This is a genomic window from Streptomyces inhibens, from assembly GCF_003389455.1.
Lineage (GTDB): Bacteria > Actinomycetota > Actinomycetes > Streptomycetales > Streptomycetaceae > Streptomyces > Streptomyces inhibens.
This window is the reverse complement of sequence record NZ_QUAC01000443.1, coordinates 1-16,297: the sequence shown is the minus strand read 5'-3', so window position 1 is coordinate 16,297 and position 16,297 is coordinate 1. Positions and strand designations below refer to the sequence as shown.

Annotated in this window: 12 protein-coding genes; 3 read left to right on the top strand and 9 right to left on the bottom strand. The window is 68.7% G+C overall.

Translation table 11 applies throughout. The annotated features are described in order from the left end of the window. Positions 1–60: 60 nt before the first annotated feature. The 3 genes from DY245_RS38360 to thyX form a co-directional block, all read right to left on the bottom strand. A complete protein-coding gene (locus tag DY245_RS38360) occupies positions 61–1,746 on the bottom strand; it encodes a ribonuclease J (protein WP_128511727.1) in 1,686 nt (561 codons plus the stop codon). 113 nt (positions 1,747–1,859) lie between these two features. Further along, the gene (dapA, locus tag DY245_RS38355; protein ID WP_128511726.1) at positions 1,860–2,759 is read right to left on the bottom strand and encodes a 4-hydroxy-tetrahydrodipicolinate synthase; all 900 of its coding nucleotides are present in this window, start codon (positions 2,757–2,759) and stop codon (positions 1,860–1,862) included. A gap of 196 nt (positions 2,760–2,955) precedes the next feature. Further along, positions 2,956–3,714 carry an FAD-dependent thymidylate synthase gene (gene thyX, locus DY245_RS38350; RefSeq protein ID WP_128511725.1) on the bottom strand — a complete coding sequence of 253 codons (759 nt, stop codon included), beginning with the start codon at positions 3,712–3,714 and terminating at the stop codon, positions 2,956–2,958. Between the two features lie 232 nt (positions 3,715–3,946). Here thyX and DY245_RS38345 point away from each other — a divergent pair, with 232 nt between their 5' ends. Beyond that, complete coding sequence (locus tag DY245_RS38345; protein ID WP_128511724.1) at positions 3,947–4,186, top strand: hypothetical protein; 240 nt, start codon at positions 3,947–3,949, stop codon at positions 4,184–4,186. Positions 4,187–4,283: 97 nt separating this feature from the next. Continuing rightward, complete coding sequence (locus DY245_RS38340; protein ID WP_128511723.1) at positions 4,284–4,835, top strand: PH domain-containing protein; 552 nt, start codon at positions 4,284–4,286, stop codon at positions 4,833–4,835. A 69-nt stretch (positions 4,836–4,904) separates the two neighbouring features. Here DY245_RS38340 and DY245_RS38335 read toward each other — a convergent pair whose 3' ends face one another. The 6 genes from DY245_RS38335 to eccD all read right to left on the bottom strand — a co-directional run bounded on the left by DY245_RS38335 (position 4,905) and on the right by eccD (position 11,980). Continuing rightward, positions 4,905–5,360: a hypothetical protein gene (locus tag DY245_RS38335; RefSeq protein ID WP_128511722.1), complete on the bottom strand. Its 456-nt coding sequence runs from the start codon at positions 5,358–5,360 to the stop codon at positions 4,905–4,907. A 4-nt stretch (positions 5,361–5,364) separates the two neighbouring features. Beyond that, positions 5,365–6,117, bottom strand: a complete 753-nt coding sequence (dapB, locus tag DY245_RS38330) for a 4-hydroxy-tetrahydrodipicolinate reductase (RefSeq protein ID WP_128511721.1) — start codon at positions 6,115–6,117, stop codon at positions 5,365–5,367. 46 nt (positions 6,118–6,163) lie between these two features. After that, a complete protein-coding gene (locus DY245_RS38325; RefSeq protein WP_128511720.1) occupies positions 6,164–7,543 on the bottom strand; it encodes a M16 family metallopeptidase in 1,380 nt (459 codons plus the stop codon). After that, positions 7,540–9,771, bottom strand: coding sequence for a polyribonucleotide nucleotidyltransferase (locus tag DY245_RS38320; RefSeq protein ID WP_128511719.1), 2,232 nt, complete (start codon positions 9,769–9,771; stop codon positions 7,540–7,542). Before DY245_RS38320 ends, DY245_RS38325 begins: the two co-directional genes overlap by 4 nt. Positions 9,772–10,073: 302 nt before the next feature. Continuing rightward, positions 10,074–10,361, bottom strand: coding sequence for a 30S ribosomal protein S15 (gene rpsO / locus DY245_RS38315; protein WP_128511718.1), 288 nt, complete (start codon positions 10,359–10,361; stop codon positions 10,074–10,076). Positions 10,362–10,516: 155 nt separating this feature from the next. Next, the gene (gene eccD / locus DY245_RS38310) at positions 10,517–11,980 is read right to left on the bottom strand and encodes a type VII secretion integral membrane protein EccD (RefSeq protein ID WP_128511717.1); all 1,464 of its coding nucleotides are present in this window, start codon (positions 11,978–11,980) and stop codon (positions 10,517–10,519) included. Between the two features lie 253 nt (positions 11,981–12,233). Here eccD and eccCa point away from each other — a divergent pair, with 253 nt between their 5' ends. Next, positions 12,234–16,190, top strand: coding sequence for a type VII secretion protein EccCa (gene eccCa / locus DY245_RS38305; RefSeq protein ID WP_128511716.1), 3,957 nt, complete (start codon positions 12,234–12,236; stop codon positions 16,188–16,190). The last annotated feature ends 107 nt before the right edge of the window (positions 16,191–16,297 follow it).

Below are 16,297 nucleotides of genomic sequence, written 5' to 3'. Positions count from 1 at the left end.
GCCCGGATGCAAATCCGGGCGCCCCGCTCCGACTTGAGTGCCTTCGTACGGCTCTGTGCGTCAGACCTCGACGACCACAGGGAGGATCATCGGGCGGCGGCGGTAGTTGTCCGACACCCACTTGCCGACCGAGCGGCGGATCAGCTGCTGGAGCTGGTGCGGCTCCGTGATGCCGTCCTGCGCCGACTTGGCCAGCGCCTCGTCGATCTTGGGGATCACGCCGGAGAAGGCCGCGTCGTCGATACCCGAGCCACGGGCGTGGATGTTCGGGCCGCTGACGATCTTGCCGGTGCTGCTGTCCACGACCACATAGACCGAGATGATGCCCTCGTCGCCCAGGATGCGGCGGTCCTTGAGGTGGGCCTCGGTGACATCGCCGACCGAGAGGCCGTCGACGTAGACGTAGCCGGCCTGGACCTTGCCGACGATCCTTGCGACGCCGTTGACGAGGTCGACCACGACGCCGTCCTCGGCGATGACGATCCGGTCCTTCGGTACGCCGGTCAGTGCGCCCAGTTCGGCGTTGGCGCGCAGATGGCGCCATTCGCCGTGTACCGGCATCAGGTTCTTCGGCTTGCAGATGTTGTAGAAGTACAGCAGCTCGCCGGCCGAGGCGTGGCCCGAGACATGGACCTTGGCGTTGCCCTTGTGGACGACGTCCGCGCCCCACCTGGTGAGGCCGTTGATCACGCGGTAGACCGCGTTCTCGTTGCCCGGGATGAGGGACGACGCCAGGATCACCGTGTCGCCCTGGACGATCCGGATCTGGTGGTCGCGGTTGGCCATCCGGGAGAGGGCCGCCATCGGCTCGCCCTGGGAGCCGGTGCAGACCAGCACCACCTCGTCGTCGGGGAGATCGTCGAGGATCTTGACGTCGACGACCAGGCCGGCCGGGACCTTCAGATAGCCCAGCTCGCGGGCGATGCCCATGTTGCGGACCATCGAGCGGCCGACGAAGGCGACCCGGCGGCCGTACTCATGGGCCGCATCGAGGATCTGCTGGATGCGGTGCACATGGCTGGCGAAACTGGCGACGATGATGCGCTTCTGGGCGTTCGCGAACACCGTGCGCAGGACGTTGGAGATGTCCCGCTCGGGCGGGACGAATCCCGGGACCTCGGCGTTCGTGGAGTCGGAGAGGAGAAGGTCGATGCCTTCCTCGCCGAGCCGCGCGAAGGCGGGGAGGTCGGTGAGGCGCCGGTCCAGCGGGAGCTGGTCCATCTTGAAGTCACCGGTGTGCACCACCATGCCCGCGGGGGTACGGATGGCGACGGCCAGCGCATCGGGGATGGAGTGGTTGACCGCGACGAACTCGCAGTCGAAGACGCCGATCTTCTCGGTGTGCCCCTCCTTCACCTCAAGGGTGTAGGGGCGGATGCGGTGCTCCTGGAGCTTGGCCTCGATCAGGGCGAGGGTCAGCTTGGAGCCGATGAGCGGGATGTCCGCCTTCTCGCGCAGGAGGTAGGGGACACCGCCGATGTGGTCCTCGTGGCCGTGCGTGAGCACGATGCCGTCGATGTCGTCGAGGCGATCCCTGATGGACGAGAAGTCCGGCAGGATCAGGTCGATTCCGGGCTGCTCCTCCTCGGGGAAAAGCACTCCGCAGTCAACGATCAGCAGCCGGCCGCCGTATTCGAAGACCGTCATGTTGCGGCCGATTTCGCCCAGGCCGCCGAGGGGGGTGACCCGCAGGCCGCCCTTGGGAAGCTTCGGCGGAGCGCCGAGCTCGGGATGCGGATGACTCAAAAGACTCTCCTCACCACACGCGCCACGCTGCCTTCGAGGCACGTGGCGCGCATGACATTCGTGCACTTGCTATGTGGCGGTTGTTGGTCCGTATTCAGTTATGAAGTCTGTGTTCAGAGCTGTACCCCGCCGGCGGCGAGATCGCGCGTGAGCTGTTCGGTCTCCTCGGGGGAGAGCTCGACGAGCGGCAGACGCAGCGGACCCGCGGGCAGGCCCTGGAGGCCGAGCGCGGCCTTGGTGGTGATCACGCCCTGGGTGCGGAACATGCCGGTGAAGACGGGCAGCAGCTTCTGGTGGATCTCGGTGGCCTTGGCGACATCACCATTGAGATGGGCGTCCAGGAGGGCGCGCAGCTCGGGGGTGACGACATGGCCGACCACGGAGACGAAACCGATGGCGCCGACCGAGAGCAGCGGGAGGTTGAGCATGTCGTCGCCGCTGTACCAGGCGAGGCCGGAGCGGGCGATGGCCCAGCTGGCGCGGCCGAGGTCGCCCTTGGCGTCCTTGTTGGCGACGATCCGGGGGTGCTCGGCCAGCCGGACGATGGTCTCGGTGTTGATCGGGACGCCGCTGCGGCCGGGGATGTCATAGAGCATCACCGGCAGGTCGGTGGCGTCCGCGATGGCCGTGAAGTGCCACAGCAGGCCCTCCTGGGGCGGCTTGCTGTAGTACGGCGTCACGGCTAGCAGGCCATGGGCGCCGGCGTCCTGGGCAGCGCGGGCGAGCTCAAGGCTGTGGTGGGTGTCGTTGGTGCCGGCTCCGGCTACGACAAAGGCGCGGTCGCCGACCGCATCGACCACGGCGCGGACCAGCTGGGCTTTCTCCGCATCACTGGTGGTCGGAGACTCTCCGGTGGTGCCGTTGACGACGAGGCCGTCATTGCCGGCGTCCACCAGATGGGCGGCGAGCCGCTGCGCGCCGTCGAGGTCGAGAGCGCCATCCGCCGTGAACGGCGTGACCATGGCGGTCAGCACCCGCCCGAAGGGGGTCTGCGGTGTGGAAGTCGGAGCCATGGGTCCCACGCTACTCGTAGCTCACCGCGGGATGCGCCCCTGGGGAGCAGGGATGTGGACTCCGGCACTGCCTGCTCGGGGGTTCAAGCAGTGCCGGGTCCGTCTGTTCAGCGTAGATGAACTTCTCAAAATGCCGCAATCCGGACACTTCGCACTTCTGTCCTGCGCGCTCCGGGATCCGGCCCGCCGCCTGGCCTTACGGAGCGATCCGGCCGTTCGCATTGAATGCGCCGTACGTGAGCGGCATGAGCTTGGCCCAGTGGGCCTCCATCTGCTCGCCGACCATCTCGATCTCGCGCTGCGGGAAGGAGGGGACCGCGGCGAGCTCGTGCTGCGTACGCAGGCCGAGGAAGTGCATCAGGGAGCGTGCGTTGCACGTCGCGTACATGGAGGAGAACAGGCCAACGGGGAGCACCGCGCGGGCGACCTCGCGGGCGACGCCGGCGGCGAGCATCTCCTGGTAGGCCTCGTACGCCCGGCGGTAGGAGTCCTCCATGACACGACCGGTGAGCTCGTGCTGCGCCTGGGTGCCCTCGACGAATTCGTACTTCCCGGGGCGGCCCTGCTGGACGAGCTTGCGGGACTCACCGGGGACATAGAAGACCGGATCCAGCTGGCGGTAGCGGCCGGACTCCTCGTTGTAGGACCAGCCGACGCGGTGGCGCATGAACTCGCGGAAGACGAAGATCGGTGCGCTGATGAAGAAGGTCATGGAGTTGTGCTCGAAGGGGCTGCCGTGACGGTCCCGCATGAGGTAGTTGATCAAGCCCTTGGAGCGCTCCGGGTCCTTCTGGAGCTCCTCCAGCGACTGCTCGCCGGCCGTGGAGACGCGGGCCGCCCAGAGCACGTCGCTGTCCGCAGCGCTGTGCTTGACCAGCTCGACCGTCACCTCGCTCCGGAAGCTGACGGCTGCACTGTCAGGGCTCTCAGTGCTCTCGGCGGGGGTGTGGGACACCGGCGGTTCCTTCCAATCGATCCTCGTGCGCGACCAGCCTACGGCCCGCCACTGACAGTCCGGGAAATGCGGCGTGATGCCGCGTTAGCCGCAAAAGGGACGCTCTATAGCAGGGCGCGGAACGGCAGTTGATATTTTTCACAGAAGTGCCGGAAAACGGGCACCAATCGGGCGCCGCAGACGTCTAACCCTGTGACAGTGCCCACTTCGAGGTTCCTAGGAGAGCCCGCTCATGTTCCGCCGGCGAGAGCCCGTCCCGTTCGCCTTTGTTGCCGAGGCAGACCGGTTCCGCAGCAATGTCACTCCCCCGCCGCGCCAGCGCGCGTCCCGCGCGCAGCTCGTAGGCCAGTCACTGATCACGCTGACAGTCGTGGGCGGCCTGGCCGGCGCCCTGCTGTTCGGCGTTCCCGCACTGCAGCAGGACAGTTCCACCTCAAGCCGGGTGCATCAGTCCGAGGCCGCCCACCGCTGAACGGGCGGGCGGGGCGTGCCGCAAAGTGGTTCCGTCCCGCCGGTCCCGATAACCTCACCGGTCACAGCTCCAGTGTGCCCATGAGTGAGGATCAGCCGTGCCCCTGCCCTTTCTGACGGCCGACCGCGACCTCGAGACCCATGACGCGGAATCGGCCGCGCTCCCGCACGACGAGCCCGACCACTGGCGCCGTCCCTACCGCCCCGGACCGTGGCGCGTAGGGGCGGCGGCTGTGCTTTTGCTGCTCGCCTCGTTCGTGCTGCTCTCCGCGATGATCACCGCGATGGCCGGCTCGCTGCCCGGCGCCGCGGCCTGTTCCGTGGTGGCGGCGCTGATGATCGCCCTCGCGCTACGGCTGCTGCGAGTGGGCGTATGGGTCAGCGCGCAGGGTCTGCGGCAGGTGAATCTGCTGCGTACGACGACGGAGCCGTGGAGCGCCATCGCCACCGTCCGTACGCTGCAGCAGCCGGTGCGCTGGCTGGGGCTGCCGCGGACGGTGCAGGGACAGGCACTGATCGTCGAGCGCAGGCAGGGCGAGCCGCTGCGGGCGCTGCTCACGGATCACAACGGCGATTTTCTGTCCCGCCCGGAGGCGTTCGAGCGGGCCGCGGATGTGCTGGAGGCGTGGGAGGCGGAGTACCGCCACTGAGCCCCGGTGCCCGGCGCCCGCCCTCGGGCGTGCACCGGGCGTCGCATCGAGCCCGTACGGACAGGCCTGCTAGGCGGTCCGTACGGGCTTCTTGTCGTGCAGGGCGATGGCGCGCTGCATGGCCTTGCGGGCGCGTGGGGTGTCCCGGGCGTCGTGGTAGGCGACGGCGAGCCGGAACCAGGTGCGCCAGTCGCCGGGCGCGTCCTCCGTCTCGGCCTGCCGCTGGGCGAACACCGCGTCGGCCGCGTCCCGGTCGATCCGGCCGCCGGGGGTCCGCGCCAGCTCGTCGGCCGGCAGCCCGCCCTCGGCCTCCAGCGCATGCGCCAGCCGGTGGGCGTCGCGCGCGAAGCGGGTGTTGTGCCAGAGGAACCAGGCACCGATGCACGGCAGCAGGAACGCCACCGCCCCCATGCCCATGGCTGCCGGCTCACCGGTCAGCAGGAGCAGCACGCCCTCCAGTCCCACCACGCCGAAGACAATGACCAGCACGGTGGCGAGGAAGAAGTACGTGATCTTTCCGCCCATGCCGTCAGCCCAGGTCGAGGAAGTTTTCCAGGCCCACGGTCAGGCCCGGAGTGGTCACCACGCGGCGCACACCGAGCAGGATGCCCGGCATGAAGCTGCTGTGGTGGAGGGAGTCATGGCGGATGGTGAGGGTCTCGCCCTCCCCGCCGAACAGCACCTCCTGGTGCGCCAGCAGACCGCGCAGCCGTACCGAGTGCACGGGAACGCCGTCCACGTCCGCGCCACGGGCACCCTCCAGCGCGGTGCTGGTGGCGTCCGGCTGCGGGGCGCAGCCGGCCTCCTCGCGGGCCTTGGCGATCAGCTGGGCGGTGCGGGCCGCGGTGCCGGACGGGGCGTCCGCCTTCTTCGGGTGGTGCAGCTCGACGACCTCGACCGACTCGAAGAAGCGGGCCGCCTGCTGCGCGAACTGCATGGTCAGCACCGCGCCGATGGAGAAGTTCGGGGCGATGAGCACGCCCGCCCCGGGCGAGGCGGCGAGCGAGGTGCGCAGCTGCGCGAGGCGCTCATCGGTCCAGCCGGTGGTCCCGACCACCGCATGAATGCCGTGACGCACACAGAAGTCGAGGTTGCCCATCACCGCGCCGGGGTTGGTCAGCTCGACGACGACCTGGGCGCCGGCCTCGACCAGCGTCTCCAGCTTGTCCCCCCGGCCGAGTCCGGCGACCAGCTCCATGTCCTCGGCGGCCTCGACGGCCCGTACAGCCTCGGAGCCGATGCGCCCCTGGGCTCCGAGTACGGCCACACGCAGCTTGCTCATCGTTTCCAGTCTCTCTCTCGGTGGTACGGCGGCAGGCCCTGCGGCCCTACGCGACGACCTCGTCCAGCCGGGCCGCCTGCCGGTCCTTCAGGGGGCCGATGACGGACAGCGAGGGGCGCTGGCCCAGTACATCGCGGGCCACCTCGCGCACCTCGTCCGGGGTGACGGCCGCTATCCGGGCGAGCATGTCGTCGACCGACATCTGCTCGCCCCAGCACAGCTCGCTCTTGCCGATGCGGTGCATCAGCGCGCCGGTGTCCTCCAGACCGAGGACGGTCGATCCGCGCAATTGGCCGATCGCCCGGTGGATCTCGTCGTCGCTGAGGCCATGGGTCGCGACCTGGTCGAGTTCGTCGCGGCAGATCTTGAGTACGTCGTGCACCTGGTTCGGGCGGCAGCCGGCGTAGACGCCGAACAGACCGCAGTCGGCGAAGCCCGAGGTGTAGGAGTACACGCTGTAGGCCAGGCCGCGCTTCTCGCGGACCTCCTGGAAGAGACGGGAGCTCATCCCGCCGCCCAGGGCGGTGTTCAGCACGCCCATCGCCCAGCGCCGGTCGTCGGTACGCGCCATACCGGGCATCCCGAGGATCACATGGGCCTGCTCGGTCTTGCGGTTGAGCAGCTCGACACGGCCGGCCGTGCGGATGGCGCGCGCGCCGGAGCGCGGCTCGATCGGGGTGGCGTCGACGCGGTCCAGGGCCCCGGCCTGCTCGAAGGCGCGGCGGACCATGCGGACGACCTTGGCGTGGTCGATGTTGCCGGCCGCCGTGACGACGAGGTGGGTGGGGTCGTAGTGCTTCTTGTAGAAGCGGCGGATGCGCTCGGGGGTGAGGGCGTTGACCGTGTCGACGGTGCCCAGGACGGGGCGGCCGAGCGGGGTGTCACCGAGCATGGTGTTCGCGAACAGGTCGTGCACACAGTCGCCCGGGTCGTCCTCGGTCATCGCGATCTCTTCGAGGATGACGCCGCGCTCGGCGTCCACGTCCTCGGCCTCGATCAGCGAGCCGGTGAGCATGTCGCACACCACGTCTATGGCGAGCGGCAGATCGGTGTCCAGCACCCGCGCGTAGTAGCAGGTGTACTCCTTCGCGGTGAAGGCGTTCATCTCGCCGCCGACCGCGTCGATGGCGGAGGAGATGTCCAGGGCGCTGCGCCGCTCGGTGCCCTTGAAGAGCAGGTGCTCAAGGTAGTGCGTGGCGCCGTTGAGGGACGGGGTCTCGTCGCGGGAGCCGACGTGCGCCCAGATCCCGAAGGTGACCGAGCGGACCGTCGGCAGCGTCTCGGTGACGATGCGCAGGCCGCCGGGGAGGGTGGTCCGGCGGACCGTGCCGGCGCCCGCGGTGCCCTTGAGAAGCGTTTGGGTACGGGCGACGGCCCGCCCCTCCGAAGAGGTGCGGGCCGTCGTCGTGTGCGTACGAGACGTCACTTGTCGGTGTCGTCCTTCGTGTCGTCCTTGGCACCCTTGTCCGCGTCTTCTCCCTCGATCACGGGGATCAGGGAGAGCTTGCCGCGCTGGTCGATCTCGGCGATCTCGACCTGGACCTTGGCGCCCACCGCGAGCACGTCCTCGACGTTCTCCACGCGCTTGCCACCGGCGAGCTTGCGGATCTGCGAGATGTGCAGCAGGCCGTCCTTGCCCGGGAGCAGGGAGACGAACGCACCGAAGGTGGTGGTCTTGACGACCGTGCCCAGGTAGCGCTCGCCGACCTCCGGCATGGTCGGGTTGGCGATGCCGTTGATCGTGGCGCGGGCGGCCTCGGCGGCCGGACCGTCGGCGGCACCGATGTAGATGGTGCCGTCGTCCTCGATCGTGATGTCGGCGCCGGTGTCCTCCTGGATCTGGTTGATCATCTTGCCCTTGGGGCCGATGACCTCACCGATCTTGTCCACCGGGATCTTGACGGTGATGATCCGCGGGGCGTTCGGGGACATCTCGTCCGGGACGTCGATGGCCTCGTTCATCACATCGAGGATGTGGAGGCGGGCGTCGCGGGCCTGCTTCAGCGCGGCGGCCAGGACCGAGGCGGGGATGCCGTCGAGCTTGGTGTCGAGCTGCAGCGCGGTGACGAACTCCTTGGTGCCGGCGACCTTGAAGTCCATGTCACCGAAGGCGTCCTCCGCACCGAGGATGTCGGTGAGGGCGACGTAGTGCGTCTGGCCGTCGATCTCCTGGGAGATCAGACCCATGGCGATACCGGCGACAGCGGCCTTGAGGGGCACACCGGCGTTCAGCAGCGACATGGTCGAGGCGCAGACCGAGCCCATGGACGTCGAGCCGTTGGAGCCCAGCGCCTCGGAGACCTGACGGATCGCGTACGGGAACTCCTCGCGGGTCGGCAGCACCGGCACGATGGCGCGCTCGGCCAGCGCGCCGTGGCCGATCTCGCGGCGCTTGGGCGAGCCCACGCGGCCGGTCTCACCGACGGAGTACGGCGGGAAGTTGTAGTTGTGCATGTAGCGCTTGCGGGTCACCGGGGAGAGGGTGTCCAGCTGCTGCTCCATGCGGAGCATGTTGAGGGTGGTGACGCCCAGGATCTGGGTCTCGCCACGCTCGAACAGGGCCGAGCCGTGCACCCGCGGGATCGCCTCGACCTCGGCGGCGAGCGTACGGATGTCCGTGACGCCACGGCCGTCGATGCGGACCTTGTCCTTGATGACGCGCTCGCGCACCAGGGACTTGGTCAGCGACCGGTAGGCGGCGGAGATCTCCCGCTCGCGGCCCTCGAACTGCGGCAGCAGCTTCTCGGCGGCCAGAGCCTTGACGCGGTCCAGCTCGGCCTCGCGGTCCTGCTTGCCCGCGATGGTCAGCGCCTGGGCCAGCTCGTCCTTGACGGCGGCGGTCAGCGCCTCCAGGACGTCGTCCTGGTAGTCGAGGAAGACCGGGAACTCGCCGGTCGGCTTGGCGGCCTTGGCGGCGAGGTCCGACTGGGCCTTGCACAGCACCTTGATGAAGGGCTTGGCGGCCTCCAGACCGGCGGCGACGACCTCCTCGGTCGGCGCCTCGGCACCGTCCTTGACCAGCTGGATGGTCTTCTCGGTGGCCTCGGCCTCGACCATCATGATCGCGACGTCGCCGTCCGGCAGGACACGGCCGGCCACGACCATGTCGAAGACGGCGTTCTCCAGCTCGGTGTGGGTCGGGAACGCGACCCACTGGCCGTTGATCAGCGCGACACGGGTGCCGCCGATCGGGCCGGAGAAGGGCAGACCGGCCAGCTGCGTGGAGCAGGAGGCGGCGTTGATGGCGACCACGTCGTAGAGGTGGTCGGGGTTGAGCGCCATGATCGTCTCAACGATCTGGATCTCGTTGCGCAGGCCCTTCTTGAAGGAGGGGCGCAGCGGCCGGTCGATGAGCCGGCAGGTGAGGACGGCGTCCTCGGAGGGACGGCCCTCACGGCGGAAGAAGGAACCGGGGATCTTCCCGGCTGCGTACATCCGCTCCTCGACGTCGACGGTCAGCGGGAAGAAGTCCAGCTGGTCCTTCGGCGTCTTGGAAGCGGAGGTGGCCGACAGCACCATGGTGTCGTCGTCCAGGTACGCCACGGCGGAACCGGCGGCCTGCTTGGCCAGGCGGCCCGTCTCGAAGCGGATGGTGCGGGTGCCGAACGAACCGTTGTCGATAACGGCCTCGGCGTAGTGGGTCTCGTTCTCCACCAGGAATATCTCCTCGTCTGCGTCTGCTGCCCGTGTGGCAGCAGACCGTCTTCGGTGGAGCGCCGGTGCGGGCCGGTCTTCGATCGAAGCACCCGGAGTGATGACGCATGGTGTCCATGGATCGTCCGGGGGCCACTACCGAGGACCGGCGGCCAGGAGGCGCTCCTACCGCGTTCGCTTTTTGCGATATGCACCAGACTACAAAGCTTCCGTCCACCATGAGGTGGCGAAGGCATCCGGTGCGTACGGCAAAGGGAGCGGCCCCCGGTGGGAACCGCTCCCTCTGCGGCGCTTTTTTTGGATTACTTGGCGCCCGCCGCGCCGCGGCGGATGCCCAGGCGCTCGACCAGCGCGCGGAAGCGCGTGATGTCCTTCTTCGCCAGGTACTGCAGCAGGCGACGGCGCTGGCCGACGAGCAGCAGCAGACCACGGCGGGAGTGGTGGTCGTGCTTGTGGGTCTTGAGGTGCTCGGTCAGGTCCGAGATGCGGCGGGTGAGCATCGCAACCTGAACCTCGGGGGAGCCGGTGTCACCCTCCTTGGTGGCGAACTCGGCCATGATCTGCTTCTTCGTAGCGGCGTCGAGCGACACGCGGTACTCCTCAGTGGTTTCGACCCGTGAGCGCCCCTGGATTTGCTTCACAGGGAATCTTGGATAACTCGACCGGACCGTCACACAGCGTACCAGTTGGAAAACGGCCCCCCGACCGGGTGGTCGGGGGGCCGTATCCGGGGCAGATGGGCGCGCTAGCTGCTGGTGAGGCCGCGCACCTTGTTGTAGACGTCCAAGACCGCCAGGCACAGCGGCACCAGGGACAGCAGGACCAGACCGTCGAAGATGTCGAAGATCCGTCCCCAGAAGGGGGTGACACCCTTGCGGGGGACGACCAGACCGACGCCCACCAGGAGGGCGGCGCCCGCCGCGATGCTGCTGGAGAACCAGACGGTGCGGATGTTCAGCGGACCGGAGTCCTGGTACTGCAGGAGGTCGACGAAGATGTTCTGCGGCGGGTGCAGCGCGATACCCAGGATCAGCAGGACGATCGTCAGGATGCCGGCGATGGTCAGGCAGGCGACCTGCGCGGTGTAGTCGAAGAGCCGGGCCCGGAGCATGATCGTGATGCCCGCGGCCAGCGCGAGCAGCTGGGCCCACATGTTGTCGGAGAAGCCGAGGACGATACCGGCCGAGCCGACGACCAGGGCGGCGCAGCCGGCGACGAGGCCGAGCAGCAGCTCGTGGCCGCGCTTGGCCTGGTTGCCGATCTTGACGAAGTCGACGGACTCGGTCTCGCCGCCGTTGTCGAAGGAGCCCTTGGCGATCTGGTCGGGCGACTTGTAGCCGATGGGCAGACGGGCGAAGCGGGCGGAGAGACCGGGCAGCCAGGCGACCAGCGCGATGGAGACGACGGCGGTGACGGCGGCGACCTCGCGGGGCGCGGCGTCGGTGAGGATCGCGGCGAAGACGGCGAGGGTGCCGATGGCGGCCAGGAAGGCGGCCGCGACAAAGGGTGCGTCACCGCGCGGCAGCAGGACCACCAGAAGCACGGAGGCGATGAGTACGGTCACACAGCCGACGAGGAGGTGCAGCCGGCCGGGGCCGCCGCCCGCCTCGACGGGGAAGATGCCGGAGCCGGCGAGCAGCAGATGCGGCAGTGCGGACAGGCCCAGCGCGATGGAGGAGCCGTGGTCGTCGTAGACCCGGGCGCGGACGCCGGCCAGCGCGACCAGGACGATGCCGACGACACCGGCGATGATGCCGGGCAGGCGGTGCATGTCGCGGTCGACGGGGTTCGAGAACCACAGGGCGAACGCCATCATGACGAGCAGCAGCACACCGGCGGTGAGGCCGACGACATGCATGAGGTCGTCGCTCCAGCGGCTGCGGTTGCGCTTGACCGCGGAGGCGACGGCGTCGGAGACATCGTCGAAGACCGGGAGCGGCAGCGACTCGGCGAACGGCTTCAGGAGAAGCAGGTCGCCGTCGAGGATCTGCTGCTGCGCGAGCGACTGTCCGGCGTCGAGAACCGTGCCGTCGCGGCGCACGAGGTGATAGCCGGTGGGTGCACCCTCGGCCTGGGACTGCCCGGAGAGCCGCAGGATCTCCGGATAAATGTCGACGAGTGCGACGTCCTCCGGCAGAGCCACGTCGATCCGTGCATCCGGCGCGGCGACTGTGACCCGGCAAAAGCCGGTGCCAGTGCTCGTGCTCACCTGGCGGTTCCCCCTATCCGTTGGGCGTTTTGTCGCTTCGCGCGCCGTATATATAGAGCCGTCTCTGCGGGGCCGTGGCGCGCTCGCGGTGCGTCAGCGTACCGTCCGATTCGGCGACCGCCCCACCCACCCCGAGACTTGACGCTTAACAGTAGGATCAACGCCTGCGTCGGGCCAAGGACTTGGCTCGGGGGACCGTCGAACCAACGGGGGCGGTCCGAGTCTGCGACATGCATGAAGGACTGATGCCTCGGTGAGCGTTGTCATCGTCAAGCGCCCGCCCCGCGCGCTGCCACCCGAAGTCCCCTCGGAGGAGGTGACACTCGAGGCGCCTCCGGAGCTTCCGCGTGAGGGCGAATCAGAGAACATGCTGATGACCCTTATGCCCATGATGGGTATGGCGTCCTCGGCGGGTTTCTTGTTCATGGGCAACCAGCCGTTCATGAAAATCATGGGCGGCTTTATGGTGGCGTCCACCCTGGCAATGGCGATCGTACAGATCGTCAAGGCTCGGCAGGGGCCTTCCGGGCAAATGGTTCAGGAGCGCCAGGATTACCTCAAGTACCTTACGCAGAAGCGGAAAGAGGTACGGCGCACCGCGCGCAAGCAGCGGGACGCGCAGCTGTTCACCCATCCCGACCCGAGCCAGTTGTGGTCCATCGTGGCCGAGGGCAAACGGGTATGGGAACGCCGGGCGACCGATCCGGACTTCGGGCAGGTGCGCCTGGGGCTCGGGCCGCAGCAGCTGGCCACTCCGCTCAGGGCTCCGGAGACCGCTCCGGTCGACGAGCTGGAGCCGCTCACCGCGCATGCGATGAAGGAATTCCTCGACAAGCACGGGCATTTGGACAACCTGCCGCTGGCGGTGTCGCTGCGCGCCTTCTACCACCTGACCGTCTCGGGTGACCCGGACACGGTCTACGGTGCCTCGCGCGCCATCATCGCCCAGCTGTGCACCCTGCATTCGCCCGAGGACCTGGTGGTGGCGGTCGTCGCCGCGCCCGGTGCGCAGGCGGAGTGGGAGTGGACGAAGTGGCTGCCGCAGGTGCAGGACAAGACCACCGACGGTGCGGGTTCGCGCCGGCTGGTGGTCGGCGACCTCGGTGAGATCGAGGAGCTGCTGACGGACGACCTGGAGGGCCGTGGGCGGTTCAACCCGCAGGGCACTCCGGTGACCGACGCCCCGCATGTGGTGATCGTGCTGGACGGCGGCGAGGTGCCGATGGACTCGGTGATCGCCGGGGCCGAGGGCCTGCAGGGCGTCACCATCCTGGAGGTCGTACCGGGCGATCTGGACGAGATCCGCGGCGGTCTGGCCGTACAGGTGTGGCCGGGCAAGCTGGTGCTGGAGTCGGCCAGCGGCGCGGTCTACCACGGTGTCTGCGACACCCTGTCGATCCCCGAGGCGGAGGCGCTGGCGCGTCAGCTGGCCCCGCTGCGGGCGGGTTCCGGTGCGGACGGCGAGGAGCCGCTGCTGTCGAACCTGGACTTCACCGACCTGATGAACATCGGTGACGCCGGTTCCGTCGATGTGTCGCGTACGTGGCGGCCGCGGACGCTGCACGAGCGGCTGCGGGTGCCGATCGGTGTCGACAAGGACGGCCAGCCCGTCATGCTCGACATCAAGGAGGCCTCACAGGAGGGCATGGGCCCGCACGGACTGTGTGTCGGTGCGACCGGTTCCGGTAAGTCCGAGGTGCTGCGCACCCTGGTGCTCGCGCTCGCGGTCACGCACTCCTCGGAGACCCTCAACTTCATCCTCGCGGACTTCAAGGGTGGCGCCACCTTCACCGGTATGTCGGAGATGCCGCACGTCGCGGCGGTCATCACCAACCTCGGTGAGGACGTCACGCTGATCGACCGCATGCGCGACTCGATCACCGGTGAACTCCAGCGCCGTCAGGAGCTGCTGCGCTCGGCGGGCAACTACGCCAACATCACCGACTACGAGAAGGCGCGTGCCGCGGGTGCCCCGCTGGACCCGCTGCCGTCGCTGGTGATGGTGCTCGACGAGTTCTCCGAGCTGCTGACCGCCAAGCCCGACTTCATCGACATGTTCATCCAGATCGGCCGTATCGGCCGTTCGATGGGTGTGCACATGCTGCTCGCCTCGCAGCGTCTGGAAGAGGGCAAGCTGCGCGGTCTGGACACCTTCCTGTCCTACCGGCTGGGTCTGCGGACCTTCTCCGCGGCCGAGTCGCGGACCGCGATCGGTGTGCCGGACGCCTACCACCTGCCGAACGTTCCCGGTTCCGGCATCCTGAAGTACGACACCGAGACGATGGTCCAGTTCAAGGCCGCGTATGTCTCCGGTCCGTACCGCGGTCCGGGTGCCGGCGGTGGCCCCGGCGGCAGCCGTACGACGCGGATGCCGGTGCCGTTCACGGCGGCCCCGGTCATCGAGCAGATCATCGAGGACCCCACCCCCATCGAGCCGGTCGAGCCGGAGCAGGACGACGCGCTCGCCGACACCGTGCTGGACGTCATCGTCCAGCGCATGCAGGGCCAGGGCCCGCCGGCGCACCAGGTGTGGCTGCCGCCGCTGGACGAGCCGCCGACGGTCAACCAGCTGCTGCCGGCGCTCGCGGTCACGCCCGAGCGGGGTGTGCACGCGCCGGAGTACACCGCGCTCGGCAAGCTCGTGGTGCCGGTCGCGCTGGTGGACAAGCCGTTCGAGCAGCGTCGTGACGTGATGTACCTGGACTTCTCCGCCGGTGCCGGTCACGGTCTGGTCGTGGGTGGTCCGCAGTCCGGTAAGTCCACGCTGATCCGGTCCGCGATCGCCTCGTTCGCGCTCACCCACACCCCGGCCGAAGTGCAGTTCTACTGCCTCGACTTCGGCGGCGGCGGCATGCTGACCATGGAGGGGCTGCCGCACGTCGGCGGTGTCGCCTCGCGTCTGGACGCGGAGAAGGTGCGCCGTACGGTCGCCGAGGTCGTCGGCATCCTGAACGAGCGTGAGGAGTTCTTCCGCTCCAACAGCATCGACTCGATCGGGACCTACCGCCAGCGGCGGGCCGCGGGCGCCTTCCCCGACCAGAAGTGGGGCGACGTCTTCCTGGTCATCGACGGCTGGGCGACGTTCAAGACCGACTACGAGCAGATGGACCCGGTGATCCTGGACATCGCCGCCCGGGGTCTCGGTTTCGGTGTCCACCTGATCATCGCCGGCGCGCGCTACACCGAGGTGCGGCCCGCGCTGCGCGACCAGCTCCTCAACCGCGTCGAGCTGCGCCTGGGTGACCCGATGGAGTCGGAGTTCGACCGCAAGCGCGCGGAGAACGTCCCGATGGGCAAGCCGGGTCGCGGTATGTCCCCCGAGAAGCTCGACTTCCTGGCGGCGCTGCCGCGGCTGGACGGGATGAGCGACCCGGAGACGCTCAGCGACGGCATCGCGAACCTGGTGTCGACGGTCAGCGAGCACTGGCAGGGCGAGCCCGCCCCCAAGGTGCGGATGCTGCCGACGATGCTGCACATCAACGAGCTGCCCAAGGGCAGCGACTACCCGGAGCACGGGATCGCGATCGGTGTCGACGAGACCACGCTGTCGCCGGCGTTCATCGACTTCGAGACCGACCCGCTGCTGGTCATCTACGGCGAGAGCGAGTCGGGCAAGTCGTCGCTGCTGCGTCTGCTGACCAAGCAGATCGCCGAGCGGTACCCCTCCGACAAGGCGCTGATGGTGGTCTCCGACTACCGTCGCGCGCTGCTCGGCGAGGTCCCCGAGAGCCATCTGTACAAGTACTGCGCCGCGGGACCGCAGCTACAGGAGGTCATCGGCGGTCTGGCCGGTTCGCTGGGCCGGCGGATGCCCGGGCCGGACGTCACGCCGGAGCAGCTGCGCAACCGCAGCTGGTACGACCTGCCGGACGCGTTCGTGATCGTGGACGACTACGACCTGGTGGCGACCAGCAGCGGCAACCCGCTGCAGCCGCTGCTGGAGTACCTGCCGTTCGCCCGTGACCTGGGTCTGCGCCTGATCATCGCGCGCAGCTCCTCGGGTGCCGGACGGTCCTCGTTCGAGCCCGTGATGCAGCGCACCAAGGAGCTCGGTGCGCAGGGTCTGATCCTCTCGGCCGACCCGGCCGAGGGCCCGCTGATGGGCAACATCAAGGGCCAGAGCCTGACGCCTGGACGGGCGACGTTCATCACGCGTAAGCGCGGTGCGCAGCTGGTCCAGACGGGCTGGCTGCCGGCGAACGGCCGCTGACCGGCCATACGCACAACGGCGGTGGGGCGTCCCTCCTGGGAGGGACGCCCCACCGCCGTTTCGTCTGTGCGCCCGGTACGTCCGCGTCGGCGTACCGGCCGGTGTGC